Genomic DNA, 16,554 nt, shown 5'->3' with positions numbered 1-16,554 from the left:
GATGTATCCGTAAGGCAGTACCACAGGCAAGGCCGAACTCGATGGATCAACAGGCCTTCCCGGCCCGCACGATGCCCGCCCGGTCGTCGGGTGTGTCGCTCCGGATCAGCTGCCGCCGGGCAGGCAGGTACCCACCGTGGTCCAACCCCAGGATGCACTGAGGCGGTTGTACGCGATCGAGGGAGTGAGCGGCACACCGGCGGCCTTGTCCATGGAGACCTTCTTCGAGCGACCGGCCTCCACCTACCGGCCGGCCCCGGAACGACCGGTCAGCGCCACTTCGGAAGCGGATCAGCGGGCCGCGTCGCTCTCCAGAATGCCCTTGAGGGTCCGCTCGTCCCTCGGCATCTCCTTCCGCACGTGCGGGCGGACCATGAGCGGAACGAGGGCCTTGCCGAGGCCGTGCCCCTCGAAGTCGACGGCGAGCGTCAGCCGCGACCGCTCACCGCCGCCCAGCGGTTCGATCGTGCCCTGGACGTCGCCCCGTACGGGGCCGTCTATGCCGTGCACGTGCCAGTGCTTCGGCGGGTCCAACTCGATGACCTGCATGGTCGATGTGAACTCCCGCCGGCCGAGCCGCCGTGTGACGGCGACCTTCGAGCCGACCGCGATGGGGGTGTCGCCGATCCTGCGGACCGCCACCGCGCTCTCCTGCCACTGGGGCAGGTGCGTCGGGTCGGTCACGTAGGCGAAGACCTCCGCGGGGCTGCGGGAGATGTCGATGGTTTCCTTGATGGCAGTCATGATGACTTCTTCGTCCGACGGGAGACCTCGCCGGTCGCTCTTTCCCGGCGTGAGCCCATTGTCGCTTCATACAAATCGTCCCACGGGCGGCCGGGCCCCGCCAGTGTCCCCGGCGCACGGGCGCGCGGGCGCGATCAGGGCCCTTCGCGCGCTTCGAGCGCTTCGAGCTCGGCGCGGGTGTCCGACATGAACGAAGACGTTGCGCGGAACCTTGTCAGCCTCGCGGCGCAACCCTATCCTCGCCGACAGAAAGCGCTTTCCTCGTTTCGTACGAGCACAGCCCGTAGGAGCAACTCCCGTCGTTCGACGACGGAAAGGGAAGGCGATCATGAAGCAACCACTCGCACGGCGACTTCAGGCGGCGCTGGCCACCGTGGCCCTCGCGGCCGCGACCGGCGCAGTCCTCTCGATACCCGAAGCATCCGCGGCGACCGGTAGTGCCACCGGTTACGCGACGCAGAACGGAGGGACCACCGGCGGCGCCGGTGGACAGACGGTAAGGGCCACCACGGGAACCGCGATCCACGCGGCCCTGTGCGGCCGGGCCTCCAGCAGCACCCCGATCACCATCGAGGTGGAAGGGACCATCAACCACGGCAACACCAGCAAGGTGTCCGGCGGCAGTTGCAGCACCGCCGACGCCGTGATCGAGCTCAAGCAGATCAGCAACGTCACGATCGTCGGGGTCGGCTCCGGAGCCGTCTTCGACCAGCTGGGCATCCACATACGCGAGTCCAGCAACATCGTGATCCAGAACGTGACCGTTCGGAACGTCAAGAAGTCGGGCTCGCCCCTCTCCAACGGCGGCGACGCCATCGGCATGGAGAGCGACGTCCGCAACGTCTGGGTCGACCACGTCACTCTGGAGGCGTCGGGCGGCGAGTCGGAGGGGTTCGACGGCCTCTTCGACATGAAGGACAACACGCAGTACGTGACCCTGTCCTACAGCATCCTGCGCAACTCGGGCCGTGGCGGGCTCGTCGGGTCCAGCGAGACCGACCTCTCGAACGGCTTCATCACCTACCACCACAACTACTACGAGAACATCGACTCCCGCGCGCCCCTGCTGCGCGGTGGCACGGCCCACATCTACAACAACCACTACGTGAGCCTCAACGAGTCCGGAATCAACTCCCGGGCCGGGGCGCGCGCCAAGGTGGACAACAACTACTTCGAGGACTCCAAGGACGTCCTCGGCACCTTCTACACCGACGCGGCCGGCTACTGGCAGGTCAGCGGCAACATCTTCGACAACGTGACCTGGTCGAGCCCCGGCACGGACAACAACCCGGCCGGCCCGAACCCGCAGTCCAACACCACGGTCACCATCCCCTACTCCTACAGCCTGGACGCGGCGAGCTGCGTGCCGGGCGTCGTGAGCCAGACGGCGGGAGCCAACAAGGGCCTGCAGGTGTCGAACGGCTCCTGCTCCCCCCAGAACCCGTCGCCGACCCCCACTCCCACCCCGACCCCTACCCCCACCCCGACCCCGACCACGACCACCCCTACGCCCACCCCGACCCAGCCCAGCGGCACCAACCTGAGCATCGGGGCCGGTTCCGACGGCTCCAGCAAGGCCGACGGAACGAGCTACGGCAACGTGCGGGACGGTAACCCGAGCACCTACTGGTCGCCGGCCGGTACGACCGGTTCCGTCTCGATCAAGTGGGGCTCCCCCACCGCCGTATCCAAGATCGTGATCAAGGAGACGGCCGGTACCGCGGGCCGGATCGGAGCCTGGAAGGTCGTCAACGCCGACTCCGGCGCCGTCCTCTCCTCCGGCAGTGGCGCGGGCACCATCACCTTCGCCCGGACCACCCTGAGCAAGATCACCTTCGAGATCACCGGCTCGTCGGCCACACCGCAGGTCGCCGAATTCGAGACGTACGCCGGATAGCGGCGCCGCCTCACTGCCCGCCGGGCCCGGGTTCCCCCGGCCCGGCGGGCAGCGCAGCGTCCCGGTTCAGCTCACGAACTCCCGGTCGCCGTAACGCACCTGGGCTTCGCTCCAGTCGGCGCCGAGCTCGGCCGTGAACGAACGGGCCAGCGGCAGGTCGGCGACCGGGGCGATGAGCACCAGCCGGCCGTCGAGGGTGACCGAACCGCCGCCGAGCTTCTCGCGGGCCTCGGCGTCCGCGAGCAGCGCCTCGCGCAGGCCGCTCGCGGAGACGCCCGGTACCTCGATCTCGACGGCGTCGGTCTCCGGCGACGTCCGCGGCAGGCAGCGGAAGGTGAGCACGGACTCCTGGTCGTACCGCTTGGCGATGAGGCCCGCGATGTGGTGGAGCCCCTCGCGGCCGACCCTTTCGACGTCGAACTCGCGCGAGCGCTCGTACGTGGCCTGCCCCAGATCGGCGGACCAGAAGACGCCGTCCAGGAGCTGCGAGGCGCCGGGCCGGGCGCCGTTGACCCGGATGATCTCGCGCACCTCGCGGCCGAACCGCTTCAGGCGGGTGTCGAGCCGGGGGTCGTCCGGATCCGTGATGATCGAGGTGTTGTCGGTGGCGAAGATCTCCGCCGTCGGACAGCCCTGCCCGCCGGAGCTCGCGTAGGTGGTCTGCTCGCCGGAGCTCGCGTGGGTGTTCCGCTCACCGGAGCTCGCGTGGCTGCCCTGCTCACCGGAGCTCGCGGACGTGCTCTGCGCACCCGACATCGTCAGCATCAGGGCGGCGACGGTGGCGGTCAGGAGGCGGAACCGCCCTCGGACGGCGACGTGGTTCAAGGGGTTCTTCATGGAGTGATCAACGAGTCGGGGTGGCGAGCGTTGCGCCGCCGGACTCCCGCCGCGGCCTGCCGCGTCAGCCGTTCTCCGCGGGGGCGGAGTGCAGGCGGGCGAGACCGTGGACGAGGAGGCCGAGCCCGAAGTCGAACTCCTCGTCGAGGGAGACGGAGGTGAGGGTCCCGGCGGCCCGGAGGAGAGCGGGGTACGCGGCCGGGTCGAGCCCTCGGTAGAAGGCGGCGAGCTCGGGGCCGTTGTCGGGCGCCGCGGCGGGGCCGTACTGCTGGGCGGTGAAGCCGATGACGTAGTGCGTGACGGCGGTGAAGGCGCGGGCGGCGAGGTCCACCGGCAGCCCGTGGGCCAGGAGGGCGCTCAGGACCCGCTCGCGCTGGGCGAGTCCATGGGGGCCGACGGGTACCTGGGCCGTCAGCAGCGGCAGGGTGTGGGGGTGGCGGCGCAGGGTGTCGTGGAACCTGTGGGCGGTGACCGTGACGGCTTCCCGCCAGTCGGCCCGGGCGGCGAGATCGTCGAGGGCCGTCTCGCCGAGGACGCGGTCGACGACGTACGCCAGGATCTCGTCCTTGCCGTCGAAATGGCGGTAGAGGGTGGCCGTACCGGAGTTGAGGGCCTCGGCAAGCATGCGCAGGGAGAAGGCCTGGCTGCCGTGCTCGTCGACGAGGCGCAGGGCCGTGTCGACGATGTGCCCGGTGTCGAGCGAGGGGCGGCCGCGCCGGGGCTCCGCCGTGGGGGCGGGGGTGGAGCGTCCGGCCCACCATGCGGGGCTGCCGGGGGGCGGCGGGGTGGCGGCCATGCGGTCGGGCTCCCTCTCGCTGTGCGGTCCGCTGCGCGAGGTCGCCGGGAGACGCGTACGGCTGCCGGCGACCGTTGGTGGTGCGGTGGTGCGGTGGTGCGGTGGACACCGTACCGGTCCGTCCGGCCTCGGCTCCGACCCCGGCCGCGTGCTCGTGCTTTGCTGGGCTCTCAGGCTCTCAGGCGGTCATCGGCAGGTCGTCGATGTCGCCGATGTAGCCGTCCGGGCGGACGAGCAGGACGGTGTCCTCGGTGATGCCGTACGTGGTGAGCAGGGCCGCTTCGCCCGGCGTCCGCGGCTTCGTGTGCGTCAGCACGGTGTGGCGGCGCAACGGGACACCGCCGGACGGCCAGGCCAGCCGGTCCACGGCGGCCGCGGCGCGGGCGCCGAACGCGAGGGCGGTGAAGTGCGGGCCCCGGTAGAGGTCGAAGAGCCTGGTCGCCTCCCCGGCGGGGTGGGGCAGGGGTGCGTCGGGGGCCCGGTCGCCGCGGCGCAGGGCCGCGGTGCGGGGTCCGTCGACGGGGGCGAGGGGGCCGCCGAAGTAGGAGATGCCCAGCTGGTGTTCGTCCTGGCCCCGGGTCAGCTTGCCGGGACGGGTGCCGCGCAGGCCTTCGTACAGTTCGGTGGAGCGGCCCAGGACCTGCGCGGCGACGGGGCGCCGCTCGTCCTCGTAGCTGTCGAGGAGCGAGTCGTCGGCGCCGGCGAGGACCTGCTGGAGCTTCCAGCCGAGGTTGTGGGCGTCCTGGACGCCGGTGTTCAGGCCCTGCGCGCCGGCCGGGGTGTGGACGTGGGCGGCGTCGCCGCACAGCAGGAGCCGGCCGTTGCGGTAGCGCTCGGCGAGACGGACATTGGGGCGGAAGGCCGAGGTCCAGGTGGTGTCGCGCAGTGTGAGGGAGCGGTCGGCGCGGCGGCGCAGGAGGGCGGTGAGATCTGCCTCGGTGAGCTCACCGCCGCCGGGTCCGCCGAGGGCGTCGCCCGGTCGCGTCCTGATCATGATCTGGAACCGGTTGCCGCCGCCCGGGAGGGGGCAGGCCGCGATGGCTCGGCCCCGGGTCCGGGGCCAGATGTGCCAGTGGTCGTGGGAGAGGCCGTCGACGGTGGCGTCGACGAGGAGCATCCGGTCCGCCTCGTCGGTGGTGCCCTCGAAGGCGATGCCCGCGGCCCTGCGCACGGTGCTGGACCCGCCGTCGGCGCCGACGACGTATCGGGCGGTCAGCAGCCGGCCGTCCTCCAGGCGTACCGCGCAGGACTCGTCGCCCTGGGTGATCTCGACGGCGCGGGCGCCGCAGTCGATGGTCACCCCGAGGCGTTCGACGGCCGTGCGGAGGAGCTCGGTGGTGGCGTACTGCGGGAGCAGGAGGACATCGGGGTACGGGGTTCCCGCGCTGTCGGGGGCGGTGGCGTGCATCCGCCAGGTCTTGGTGAACGGGCCGACGTGCAGGCCCATCGGCGGGTAGGCGCCCCCTGCCGCGAGGGCCGCGTCGGCCAGACCGAAGTCGTCGAGCACTTCGAGGGTGCGCGGCTGGATGCCCTTGGCACGCGAGCCTTCGAAGCCGTTCTCGGCGCGCTCCAGGAGCCGTACCGCGAGTCCGCGGCGGGCCAGGTCGAGGGTGAGGGCGAGCCCTACCGGTCCCGCGCCGACGACGATGACGGCGGTGTCGACCGCGCTGCCGGGTGTCTCGTTCATTTCCGCTGCCCCTCGTCGGACCCGCCAAGAATTAACGGATACAGCGTATCCGAAACTATCGTTCGAGAGTCTCGCCGGTGACGAATTGTCGCCACGTGGTCACTTTCCGCGAATGATCGGCGCAAGGTGGGGCAGATCGCCCATGGGCCGGTGGACGCCGGCGCGAAAGGAGTCCGCCGTGCTGTCCGACCTCTTCGACCGCCTGCTGCGCCGACGTACCGGTTCCGGTGCGGGAGCGGGTACGCACGGGCCGCCGCGCGCGCCGGGGACCCTCGTCCTGGACGCGGACTTCTCCTCCGCCGAACAGTGGGCCGCGGGCCGCTCCTGGGCCTATCCGGACGGCGGACCGACCAATCCCGGCGACAACAAACTCGATTACCTGGTGGAGGATCCCGCGTACAGCCGCACCGGGGTCTTCCGGGCGACCCGGCGCACGGACGGCTACTGGGACGCCGGCCTGCTCACGACGGAGGGCAGCCCGGAGGGGTTCCTGGTGCGGGCCGGCGACGTCCTGGAGGCCCGGGTGCGCCTGCCCGAGGAGACGGGCGCCTGGCCGGCGATCTGGACCTGGCTCGACGGCGGGCAGGAGATCGACGTCTTCGAGTACCACCCCGACAACCCGGACCTGCTGGAGCTGTCCAACCGCATCCGGGGGCGCCACCACTACTTCCGGGATCCGGCCGTCCGACCCGGGGCCTGGGTCGATCTCCGGGTCGAGTTCGGCTCCCGCTCCGTGGTCTGGTGGGTCAACGGCGCACGCGTCTTCGACGACCGGCGCGGGGTGGGCCGCTCCTGGCGGGCGCACCTCATCGTGAACCTCTCGGTCTGCGCCGGCCGCTACCACCCGGCGCCGGACGCCGGGACGTCGGCGATGTCCTACGAGGTGGCGGAGTTGCGCGTGTACCGCGAGTGAGGGGCCTTCCGGTCGAGCATCCGCCCATATCGGCAGACAATGGGATACATGGCAGCACAGAACGCACCTCCACAGCCCGGCCCCTCGACGCTGACCGTCAAGGGCCGGGACATGCGGATCCGCACCCTCGGATTCATCGTGCTCGCGGGTCTCGCGATCTGGTTCATCGCGGTCAACACCGGCTCGGTCAGCATCCGGTTGTGGATCCCCACCGTCACACTGCCGCTCTGGGTCGTGCTCACGGGCACTCTCCTCGTGGGCATCGCCCTCGGACTGATCATCTCCAACCGGCGGCGAGCCGCCCGACGGCGAGCCAGTCGCTGAACGCCACCCGGCCCGCCGTACCGCCCGCGCCTTCCTCGGCCTGCTTCAGCCGCGGCTCAGCAGGGAGCGCGGGCCGGGTACGCCGCGGACGTGGTCACCGGACCTCGACGGAGACGGTCCGGCCGGGGGCCACGCGCGTGCGGACGACGGTGTAGGTCGCCCCGTCGATCACCTCGGTACGGGCCGGGCGGAGCACTCCGTCGACGGCGACCGCGGTGTGGGCGCCGGGGAAACGCGCCTCCCAGGTGTACGGGGCGGTGCCCGAGGTGTGGGTGAGGGTCGAGCGGCGGTCCGTGTCGTGGCGCAGGGTGAAGACGGACTCGCCGACGCGCAGGTCCTCGATGCCCAGCCACTCCATGCCGGAAGGCAGCCGCGGCTGGGTGGTGAGGGCTCGGGCGGGGGCGTTCGGAGTGACGCCCATGAGGCCCTGGACGGTCTGGCCGACCAGGGTGAAGGACACCTCCGGGTAGTCGCCGTTGGTGCCCTGGCGGGAGTTGACGTGCTGGACGTCCTTCTGCGCGTAGATGTGGCGCATCCACTTCCAGGCGGTGTCCGCGCGGTTGTTGGTGAGGAAGGTGTCGGGGAGGTAGGTCAGGGCCTCGATGTTGTCGGGGCGTCCGGCTCCCTCGGCCTGGGCGTCGATGTAGTCGAGGTAGGCCTCGCGGCGGGCGCCGGGCGCGATGATCTGCTTCATCGGCATGAACCAGCTGTTCTCCTTGCCCCAGCCGGTCAGGGCGCGCCCGTCGGTGGTGTAGCCGCGCACCATGTCGGCGCCGGAACCGCTGCCGCTCCAGGTGGAGTTGAAGTACGTCTTGAGGTCGCGGGCCCGGCGCTCGAAGCGGGCCGCTAGCGGGTGGTCGCCCTTGGCACGGGCGAGGGAGGCCATCGCCCGGTAGGCCTGGTACTGCGAGCCGATGGCGTCGCCGGCCTCGGCGAGCGGCTCGTCGCTCTGCTCGTTGTAGCTCGCGACGCCCTGGAAGATGCCCCGGCCGGTGCCCTCGGCCACGTTCACTCCGCCGTTGTCCTTCTGGCCGTCGTGGAGGGTGACGAACTCCTCGGTGGCGTGCCGGTAGAACTCCCACAGGGCCGGGTCGTCGAGGTAGGCGGGGTCACCGCTCCAGCGGTACGCCTCCTCGGCCTTCTGCACCAGCTCGAAGGGGGCGGGCACCTCCCGGACGAAGAGACTCGGGCCCCGGTAGTCGATGGAGAGGTAGGAGCGGTTGTCGAAGTTGAGGGCCCACACCGGGTAGTAGGCGTGCTCGGCGGTGGCGGAGGCGGCGAAGGAGCGCAGCATCTCCCTGTTCTCGGCGTGCAGGCCCAGCACGCCGGCGCCGGCGAGCTGGTGGGCCATGTCGCGGGAGTAGTAGCCGCTGCGGTTGGCGTAACCGGCCCAGTAGGAGGGGGCGTAGACGCCGGTGCCCGTGCCGCCGGTCTGGCGCTCGTCGGCGTCGAGCGGCCCCTGGGTGCCGGGCAGGTGCACCCAGCTGTTGGCCTTGCCCTTGGCCCAGTCGAACATCTCGACGATCTCGGGGTCGCTGGAGGTGATCCGGGGGTCGGCGGGGGAGGCCGGGGAGACCATCACGTCGTCGACGTTGACCCAGCTCTCCCCCGACTCGAAGGCGATCTCCAGCCGGTCCCCGGGGGCGAGCGTGATCCTGCCGAGCGTGTGGCGGCGGTAGTTGGCGGCGGCGGGCAGGGTCCGCTCGGCGACGGTGGCGCCGTTGACCCGCAGGACGTAGCGGCCGCCGGGGCCGCCGGTGGCGATCCAGGCGGAGACGAGATAGCCGCCGTGTCCGGTGGCCGTCACGGTCTGGGAGACCTTCATGCCGCTGCCGGCGTCGAGGTAGGCCAGGCGCTTTCCGGCGTGGGGGTAGTTGGTCGCGACGCCGGTGCCGGGGGTGAACTCCCAGCCGGATCCCCCCTGTTCGAAGCCGGGGTCGACCACGGCCAGCACGGCGGGGGCACCGGGGGCGGAGGCGGGGACAGAGCCGGCCGCGGGGGCCGACGGGGAGGCGGACGGGGAGGCCGCCGCCGGGGCGCCGCCCGCGGCGAGTGAGGCGAGCAGCGCGACGGCGGACAGCAGCGACAAGCGGGAACGCGTCATGAGGGTCTCTCCCGAATCAGGTCGGATCAGGTCGGATCAGGTCGGTTCGGTTCGGTTCGGATCAGGTCGGGGCTGGCGGGATCGCGGCACGCTAGCAACAGCCGATGAAGGATTGCAATGATCCCGTCAGAGATCGATGACTCATCAAACTGAAAGTTTTCATCGAGACATTGCAAGTCGACCGATCGTCCTTGTAATGTCCGACCCCGTCAGCTTCCGCAACGGTGCGAGCGAAGGGATCCGACATGACGGACCAGCAGAGTGGGAGACAGCCGGGACGCCGGCAGGTACTGCGCGGGGGAGGCGCCCTGGCGACGGCCGGGCTCGGCGGACTCGGCCTCACCGGCCTGGCCGCCCTCACCGGCTGCTCGGGCAGCGGCGACACCGGCGCGGGCGGTTCGGGCGCCACGGGAGACCCGCGCAAGGGCCGGATCACCGTCTGGTCATGGCAGGGCCCGGCCGCCGAACTCAAGGCGCTGATACCGGAGTTCAACAAGACCTACCCGGACATCCAGGTGACCGTCGAGGACATCGGCAACCCGGCCATCTGGGACAAGATCACGGCCGGTCTCGCCGCCGGCGGCCAGGGCCTCGCCGACGTCCTGCACATCGGTGTCGACTACCTGCCGGGATACGTCGAGCGCTTCCCCGGCGGCCTCGCCGACCTCGCCCCGCTGGGCGCCACGGCCCACAAGGACGCCTTCGCCGCCGGCCTCTGGCAGACCGTCTCCCCCGACGGCAAGCGGGTCAACGCCCTTCCCTGGGAGGCGAACTCGGCGGGGTTCTACTACCGGGCCGACCTCTTCGAACGAGCCGGGGTCGATGTCGGGGCGCTCCAGACCTGGGACGAGACCATCGAGGCCGGCAAGCAGCTCAAGGCACGCACGGGCGCCCACCTCCTCGGCATCGACAAGCCGGCCTCACAGCCCGACGCCGCCAACTTCTTCCAGATGCTGCTCCAGCTCCAGGGCGCCTTCTACTTCGACCTGGAGGGCCGCATCACCCTGGACTCCCCCGAGGCCGTCCGGGCCATGACGCTCATCAAGACCATGAACGACGCCGGACTCGTCAGCAATCTGGCCGGTGGCTGGAACGCCCTGATGAGCTCCCTGAAGCGGGGCACCGCGGCCGTGCTGCCCTGGCCCACCTGGTTCGGCGGAATCATCGAGGAGCAGGTGCCCGGCGAGGCCGGCAAGTGGAAGGTCCGCCTTCCCCCGGCCGTCCGTCGCGGCGGCCCGACCGCGGCCACGGTGAACTCCACCCATCTCGCCGTCGCCGGGAGCAGCAAGCACCGGGCGGCGGCCTGGTCCTTCGTCGAGTTCGCGCTGACCCGCCCCGCCTCGCAGGTGCGGATCTACCGGGGCAAGGGGATCGCCCCCGCCCTCCTCAAGGCGTACGACGACTCCGTCTTCCACGAGCCCTCCGCCTTCTTCAGCGGGCAGCGCAAGGGGGAGATCTTCCTCTCCGCCCTCAAGGCTCCCAGCCCCGCCGTGAACTACACCGCCGACTACGCCCGCGCCCTGAAGCTCGTCACCGACGCCCAGTCGAAGGTGCTGCTGAAGGGCGCCGACCCGGCGAAGGTGCTCGCCGAGGCCGCGAGCGAGCTGGCCCGCCAGACCGGCAGGAAGACCGTGCGATGACACCGAGCGAGACCCCGACGGCCGGACGTCCCTGGCCCGTCGCGGCCGACGGCCGGGGCGGAACCGCGGACGGAACGGGGGCCGGACCGGGGGGCGGAACCGCAGCGGCAACCGGAAACGGGGCCGGACCGGCCGCGGCCGCGCCCCCGCCCTCCGCACGCCGCCGACGGCGGCCGGGCCGGGCCGCCCCGTACCTCTTCGTGCTGCCCGCGCTGCTGCTCTTCACCGCGTTCAAGCTCTACCCCATCGGCTGGTCGTTCCTGCTCAGCCTGCACCGCACGGTGGGCGGCACCGAGACCTTCGTGGGCGCCGACAACTACGTACGCCTCGCCGACGACCCGCTGTTCTGGACCGCGCTGCGCAACACCGGGGTGATCCTCGTCGTCCAGGTTCCGCTGATGCTGGCGCTCGCCACCGGTCTCGCGGTCGCCCTCGACTCCACCCTGCTGCGCGGCCGGCCCGTCTTCCGCCTCGGCTTCTTCCTGCCGATGGTCACCGGCCTCGTCGCGTACGGCATCGTCTTCTCCGTCCTCCTCAACGAGGAGTACGGACTCGTCAACTGGCTGCTCGGCCGCGTCGGCGTGGACCCGGTGCCCTGGCTGACCGAGGGGCTGTGGGCGCGCATCTCCCTGGGCCTGGCCCTGACCTGGCACTACACCGGCTACAACGCCGTGATCCTGCTCGCCCGGCTGCAGACGATCCCGCGCGAGCTCTACGACGCGGCGGCCGTGGACGGCGCCGGGGCACTCGGCTCCTTCCGTCACGTCACGCTGCCGGGGCTGCGCCCCGCGCTGCTGCTCACGACGGTCCTCTCCACCATCGGCACGCTCCAGCTCTTCGACGAGCCGTACGTCCTCACCGGCGGCGGGCCGGACAACGCCACCCTGACCATCGGCGTGTACCTCTACCAGAACGCCTTCAAGTACTTCGACTTCGGCTACGCCTCCGCCGTCGCCTACGCCCTCACCGTCCTCGTCGGACTGCTCGGCCTGATCCAGTTCCGCCTCCTCGGGGAGAAGTCGTGACCACCCGCCGCCCCGGCCGCAGCATCATGCTCACCTCCGGGCTCGCCATCGCCCTGGCCGCCGTCGCGGTCCCCTTCTACTGGCTGGCCATCGGCGCCACCCACAGCTCGCAGGAGATCTTCGACAGTCCACCGCCCCTGCTGCCCGGCGGGCACCTCGCGGAGAACCTCGCCACGCTCCACGAGACCGCCGACTTCGGCCGGGTGGTGCTCAACTCCCTGGGCATCGCGGCCGTGTACACGCTCCTCGCCGGCGTCGTCTGCACCCTCGCCGGATACGGCTTCGCCACCTACCGCTTCCGCAGCCGCGAGGCGCTGTTCGGGCTCCTCATGCTCGGCCTGGTCGTGCCGGCGCAGATCACCCTCGTGCCGCTCTTCAAGATGATGGCCGAGCTGCACTGGCTCAACACCTACCAGGCCGTCATCGCCCCCAACCTGGCCCTGCCCTTCGGCATCTTCCTGATGCGCCAGTCGATGGCCGCGCTGCCGAAGGAGCTGCTCGACTCGGGCCGGATGGACGGCTGCGGGGAGTTCCGGCTGTTCCTGCGGGTCGCGCTGCCCCCGATGCGCCCGGCCCTCGCGGCCCTCGCCCTGTTCCTCTTCCTGTACCAGTGGAACGACTTCATCTGGCCGCTGATCGTGCTGCGCGACGACAGCACGTTCACCATCCCGGTGGCGCTCGCCTCCCTCCAGGGGCTGGACGAGACCGACTACGGAGCCATCCTGGCCGGCACCGCCATCGCCGCCGTACCCATGGCGGTCGTGTTCCTCGCGCTCCAGCGCCACTTCGTCTCCGGCCTCCTCGCGGGCGCGGTGAAGGAATGAGCAGTTCGATGAAAGAACAGATGACCGACCACGCCCCCGCGGTGGTGACCACCGCGCACGCCGCCCCCGCCCCCGCCGAGCCGCTGCTCGACGACGTGTCGATCGCCGTCCTCTCCCCCGGCCACCCCGGCGTACGCCCCCGATGGGAGCTGGCGACCCTCGCGGACGGGCTGCGGATGCTCTCCGTTCGGGCCGACGGGGTGCCCGTCGAGCTCCGTCTCTCGGTGCCGCTCGGTGACGCGGCGGGCTACTGGCACCCGAAGGGCGGCTGGCGGCGCACGCTGGTGGCCGACTGGGAGGGCCTCAGCCGGGTCTGCCTGGTCGACGGGCCCGCCGCCGGCTGCCTGTACGAGCACTCCGGCGCCACCCTCCTCACCTTCGCCGCCGCAGACCCCGTCCCCGAGACCACCGTCCGCTTCGGGGTCTCGGAGGAGAACGACATCCACGTCGTCCATCTGAGCCTTCCGGCCTCGACGGAGCCGCACCGTCTGCTGCTCGTCCCGCGCGCCCCGTCCGTCGCCGCCGCCATGCGGCCGCTGCGCACCTGGTTCGCCGCCGCCCACCCGCCGATGCCGGTGCCGGACACGGCCCGGCTCCCGGTGTACTCCACCTGGTACGCCTTCAACCAGGACGTCACGGCCGAGGCCGTCGAGGCACAGGCGGGACCGGCCGCCGAGCTGGGCTGCGGGGTGCTCATCCTGGACGACGGCTGGCAGCTGTTCGGCAACGGCCGGGGGTACGCCGGCTGCGGGGACTGGCGGCCCGACCCCGCCAAGTTCCCCGACCTCGCCGGCCATGTGGCCCGGGTGCGCGAGCGGGGCCTGCGCTATCTGCTCTGGGTGGCGCCGCTGCTGCTCGGCCCCGAGGCCGACTGCCACGACCGCTGGGCGTCCTCGGCACCCGCCCCGGCCACCGTGCCGGGCGCCCACGTGCTGGACCCGCGCCTCCCCGAGGTACGCCGGCACGTCGTCGGACTGTGTGTCTCGCTCGTGCGCGAGTACGGCGTCGACGGGCTCAAGCTGGACTTCCTCGACGAGGCGGCGGTGTACGCGGCGGACGGCGGCGGAGACGTCGGCCGGGCGATGACGGAGCTGCTCACCGAGGTGCGCCGGGCACTGGAATCCGTACGGCCCGGGCTGCTGCTCGAACTGCGCCAGCCGTACGTGGGGCCCGGCATGGCTCCCTTCGGGAACATGCTGCGCTCCTTCGACTGCCCGGCGGACGCGACCGCCAACCGGGTGCGGACCCTCGACACCTCGCTGCTCGCCGTGGGCGGGGCCGTCCACTCCGACATGGTGATGTGGTCCCGCTCCGCGCCGGTCGAGGCGGTCGCCCGCCAGCTGATCGGGGCGCTGCACGCGGTCCCGCAGATCTCCGTACGCCTGGACGCGACGCCGCCGGAGCAGCTGTCGGCCGTACGGTTCTGGCTCGGGCGCTGGCACCGGCACCGGGAGTTGCTGCTCGACGGGCGGGTGGAGCCGGGCCGGCCGGACGAGCTGTATCCGCTGGTGGTGGCGGCGCGCGGCGACGAGTGCCTGGTGAGCGTGCACGCCGACCGGGTGGTGGAGCTCGACTTCTCCGCGTACCGCAGCTTCCACCTGGTCAACGGCTCGGACCGGGACCGGCTGATGGTGGAGGTCACCGGGGGCGGCGGCCGGGTGGCCGCCCGGGTCCACGGGCCGGACGGCCGTATGATGGATGATCCGCTGACGCTCCTGCCGGAGGGGCCCCGTCCCCTGGCCGTCCCGCGTGGCGGTCTGGTTTCGCTCGTACTCACGGAAGGACCGCGATGAAGGTCGGCATCACCGACGTCGCAGCCCACGCACAGGTCAGCGAGGCCACCGTCAGCCGGGTGATCAACCGGCGGCAGGGCGTGTCGAAGAAGACCCGCGAGGCGGTCGAGCAGGCGATGGCCGAGCTCGGCTACGAGCGGGTCACGCAGGGGCAACTGGTCGCCGTCGTGACGGAGTTCGTCTCCAACCCGTTCTTCGCCGACGTGGCCGAGCGGATCGAGTCGGCGCTCGCCCCGCACGGCCTGAAGACCGTTCTCTGCCCCGTCTTCCCCGGTGGGGTGCAGGAGTTGGACTTCCTCACCTCCCTCGTCGACAAGGGCGTCGCCGCCGTCGTCTTCCTCTCCGCGTCGAACACTGTGGAGGGCGCGGACACGGACGGCTACGAGCTGCTGCGCCAGCGCCGCGTGCCGTACGTCGGGATCAACGGCGAGTTCGCGGACGGGGTGCCTGCCCCGGTCTTCTCCACCGACGACGCGCTCGCGGCCGAACTGGCCGTGGACCATCTCCACCGCCTCGGCCACCGGCGCATCGGCATGGCCTCGGGCCCGGCGGGGAACCGGCCCGCCGACCGGCGGGTCCGGGGCTTCGTCGATGCCATGGTCCGACGGGGCATCGACGACGCGGAGCGCTGGGTCGTCCGCCAGTCCTACAGCGTGGAGGGCGGCCAGGCGGCGGCCAACTCCCTGGTGGGCCTCGGCGCCACCGGGATCGTCGCGGCGAGCGACTTCATGGCCCTGGGCGCCGTCCGCGGCATCCGCCGCCAGGGCCTGTCCGTCCCGGACGACGTCTCCGTGGTGGGCTACGACGGCTCGGCGGTCACCGAGTTCACCGACCCGGCCCTCACGACGGTCCGCCAGCCCGCGGACCGGCTGGCGCTGGAGGTCGGCCGCAGCGTCCTGGCCCTGGTCAGCAACCGCGAGGTGCCCACGGGCGAGCTCCTCTTCGACCCGGAGCTCGTCATCCGCGCCTCCACGGGCCCCGCGGCCCGGTAGGGACGCACGGGAGGGGCACACGGGAGGGACGCCCGACGGGGCGCACGGCAGGGGCGCCCGACGGGGACGCCTGGTGGGGACGCCCGGCGCGGACAGGAAAGGAACACGCCAGTGACGGAAACCGGCAGGACCGGAGCCGCCTCGCTCAGTGCGCGGGCGCGCGAGGCCGTGCTGCAGCGCATCGTCGACCGGCGGTACGCGCAGGGCGCCCGGCTGGTGGAGCGGGAGGTGGCCGAGGAGCTCGGCATGTCCCGCGTACCGGTGCGCGAGGCGCTGCGCGCGCTCGCCACCGAAGGGCTCCTCGAACTGCTTCCGCACAGCGGCGTCCGCGTACGGCGCCTCGAACGCGTCGACGTGGAGCATCTGTACGAGGTGTGGGAGCCGCTCGCCGTCCAGGCCTCGCGGCTCGCGGCGCGGGCCGTGGCCGCGGGCGGGGCTGTCGGCGGGGCTGCGGGCGCGGGCAGGGCTGCTGCCGGGGCCGAGGGCGCGGGATCGGGTGTGCCCGAGGGCGCGGGCGGGGCCGAGGGGCTCGCCGCGCTGGAGGCGAGCCTTCGGCAGGCCGAGTCGGCGGCCGCGGCGGGCGAGGGGGCGCGCGAGGTGGCCGCCCACACGGCGTTCCACGAGAACGTCGTGGCGATGGCGGGCAACCCGCTGCTCGCCCGCACGATGGAACAGCTGAGCTGGCAGCTGCGGCTGCTGTTCGGCCTGCGCGAGGAGCCCGCACACATGCGGGCGCAGCACGCCGAGATGTTCCGGCACATCGCGGCCGGGGACGCGGAGGCCGCGGCGGCCGGCACGCTGCTGCACGTGCGGGACAGCAGAGCCGTCGCCCTGCGTTCCCTCTTCGGCGACGCCTGAGAGTATTTGTATACCAAGAACGAGCCATCACGCCTCCCTCGCGGGCCAAATCATGGCGAAGTCCAGATCTATGGGGCTCGCGATCATCACCCTTGTCCGGCGCCCGCGACTTGGTATACA

Annotated in this window: 14 protein-coding genes and 1 pseudogene; 10 read left to right on the top strand and 5 right to left on the bottom strand. The window is 71.9% G+C overall.

Going from position 1 to position 16,554, the window contains the following annotated elements:
• Positions 1-133: 133 nt before the first annotated feature.
• Positions 134-235, top strand: a pseudogene (locus OG361_RS36680) (Lrp/AsnC family transcriptional regulator); the annotation flags it as partial.
• 56 nt (positions 236-291) lie between these two features.
• On the opposite strand, the gene OG361_RS36675 reads toward OG361_RS36680, so the two are convergent.
• The gene (locus tag OG361_RS36675; RefSeq protein WP_405860591.1) at positions 292-744 is read right to left on the bottom strand and encodes an SRPBCC family protein; all 453 of its coding nucleotides are present in this window, start codon (positions 742-744) and stop codon (positions 292-294) included.
• A 328-nt stretch (positions 745-1,072) separates the two neighbouring features.
• On the opposite strand from OG361_RS36675, the gene OG361_RS36670 reads away from it, so the two are divergent.
• On the top strand, positions 1,073-2,641 hold the full coding sequence (locus OG361_RS36670) for a polysaccharide lyase family 1 protein (RefSeq protein WP_405860590.1): 1,569 nt from the start codon (positions 1,073-1,075) through the stop codon (positions 2,639-2,641).
• 66 nt (positions 2,642-2,707) lie between these two features.
• On the opposite strand, the gene OG361_RS36665 is transcribed toward OG361_RS36670, so the two are convergent.
• The 3 genes from OG361_RS36665 to OG361_RS36655 form a co-directional block, all read right to left on the bottom strand.
• Complete coding sequence (locus OG361_RS36665; RefSeq protein WP_405860588.1) at positions 2,708-3,478, bottom strand: hypothetical protein; 771 nt, start codon at positions 3,476-3,478, stop codon at positions 2,708-2,710.
• A 64-nt stretch (positions 3,479-3,542) separates the two neighbouring features.
• Entirely contained in the window at positions 3,543-4,274 is a 732-nt protein-coding gene (locus OG361_RS36660; RefSeq protein ID WP_405860586.1) for a TetR/AcrR family transcriptional regulator, read from the bottom strand.
• A 178-nt stretch (positions 4,275-4,452) separates the two neighbouring features.
• Positions 4,453-5,961, bottom strand: coding sequence for an FAD-dependent monooxygenase (locus tag OG361_RS36655; RefSeq protein ID WP_405860584.1), 1,509 nt, complete (start codon positions 5,959-5,961; stop codon positions 4,453-4,455).
• A 178-nt stretch (positions 5,962-6,139) separates the two neighbouring features.
• On the opposite strand from OG361_RS36655, the gene OG361_RS36650 reads away from it, so the two are divergent.
• Positions 6,140-6,874 (top strand): beta-glucanase, encoded by a 735-nt coding sequence (locus OG361_RS36650; RefSeq protein ID WP_405860582.1) that lies wholly within the window; start codon positions 6,140-6,142, stop codon positions 6,872-6,874.
• A 48-nt stretch (positions 6,875-6,922) separates the two neighbouring features.
• Positions 6,923-7,198: a LapA family protein gene (locus OG361_RS36645; protein WP_405860580.1), complete on the top strand. Its 276-nt coding sequence runs from the start codon at positions 6,923-6,925 to the stop codon at positions 7,196-7,198.
• A gap of 94 nt (positions 7,199-7,292) precedes the next feature.
• Here OG361_RS36645 and OG361_RS36640 read toward each other — a convergent pair whose 3' ends face one another.
• Positions 7,293-9,302 carry a hypothetical protein gene (locus OG361_RS36640; protein WP_405860578.1) on the bottom strand — a complete coding sequence of 670 codons (2,010 nt, stop codon included), beginning with the start codon at positions 9,300-9,302 and terminating at the stop codon, positions 7,293-7,295.
• 245 nt (positions 9,303-9,547) lie between these two features.
• Here OG361_RS36640 and OG361_RS36635 point away from each other — a divergent pair, with 245 nt between their 5' ends.
• The 6 genes from OG361_RS36635 to OG361_RS36610 all read left to right on the top strand — a co-directional run bounded on the left by OG361_RS36635 (position 9,548) and on the right by OG361_RS36610 (position 16,434).
• Entirely contained in the window at positions 9,548-10,942 is a 1,395-nt protein-coding gene (locus OG361_RS36635) for an ABC transporter substrate-binding protein (protein ID WP_405860576.1), read from the top strand.
• A complete protein-coding gene (locus tag OG361_RS36630) occupies positions 10,939-11,967 on the top strand; it encodes a carbohydrate ABC transporter permease (RefSeq protein WP_405860574.1) in 1,029 nt (342 codons plus the stop codon). The genes OG361_RS36635 and OG361_RS36630 overlap by 4 nt, the downstream gene beginning before the upstream one ends.
• Positions 11,964-12,791 carry a carbohydrate ABC transporter permease gene (locus OG361_RS36625; RefSeq protein WP_405860572.1) on the top strand — a complete coding sequence of 276 codons (828 nt, stop codon included), beginning with the start codon at positions 11,964-11,966 and terminating at the stop codon, positions 12,789-12,791. The genes OG361_RS36630 and OG361_RS36625 overlap by 4 nt, the downstream gene beginning before the upstream one ends.
• Positions 12,792-12,799: 8 nt before the next feature.
• Positions 12,800-14,584 carry a glycoside hydrolase family 36 protein gene (locus OG361_RS36620; RefSeq protein WP_405860570.1) on the top strand — a complete coding sequence of 595 codons (1,785 nt, stop codon included), beginning with the start codon at positions 12,800-12,802 and terminating at the stop codon, positions 14,582-14,584.
• Entirely contained in the window at positions 14,581-15,576 is a 996-nt protein-coding gene (locus OG361_RS36615) for a LacI family DNA-binding transcriptional regulator (RefSeq protein ID WP_405860568.1), read from the top strand. The genes OG361_RS36620 and OG361_RS36615 overlap by 4 nt, the downstream gene beginning before the upstream one ends.
• Before the next feature lie 111 nt (positions 15,577-15,687).
• On the top strand, positions 15,688-16,434 hold the full coding sequence (locus OG361_RS36610) for a GntR family transcriptional regulator (RefSeq protein WP_405860566.1): 747 nt from the start codon (positions 15,688-15,690) through the stop codon (positions 16,432-16,434).
• Positions 16,435-16,554 lie beyond the last annotated feature (120 nt).

This window comes from Streptomyces sp. NBC_00090, assembly GCF_045160815.1.
GTDB lineage: Bacteria > Actinomycetota > Actinomycetes > Streptomycetales > Streptomycetaceae > Streptomyces.
This window is presented reverse-complemented; position numbering and strand designations above follow the sequence as displayed.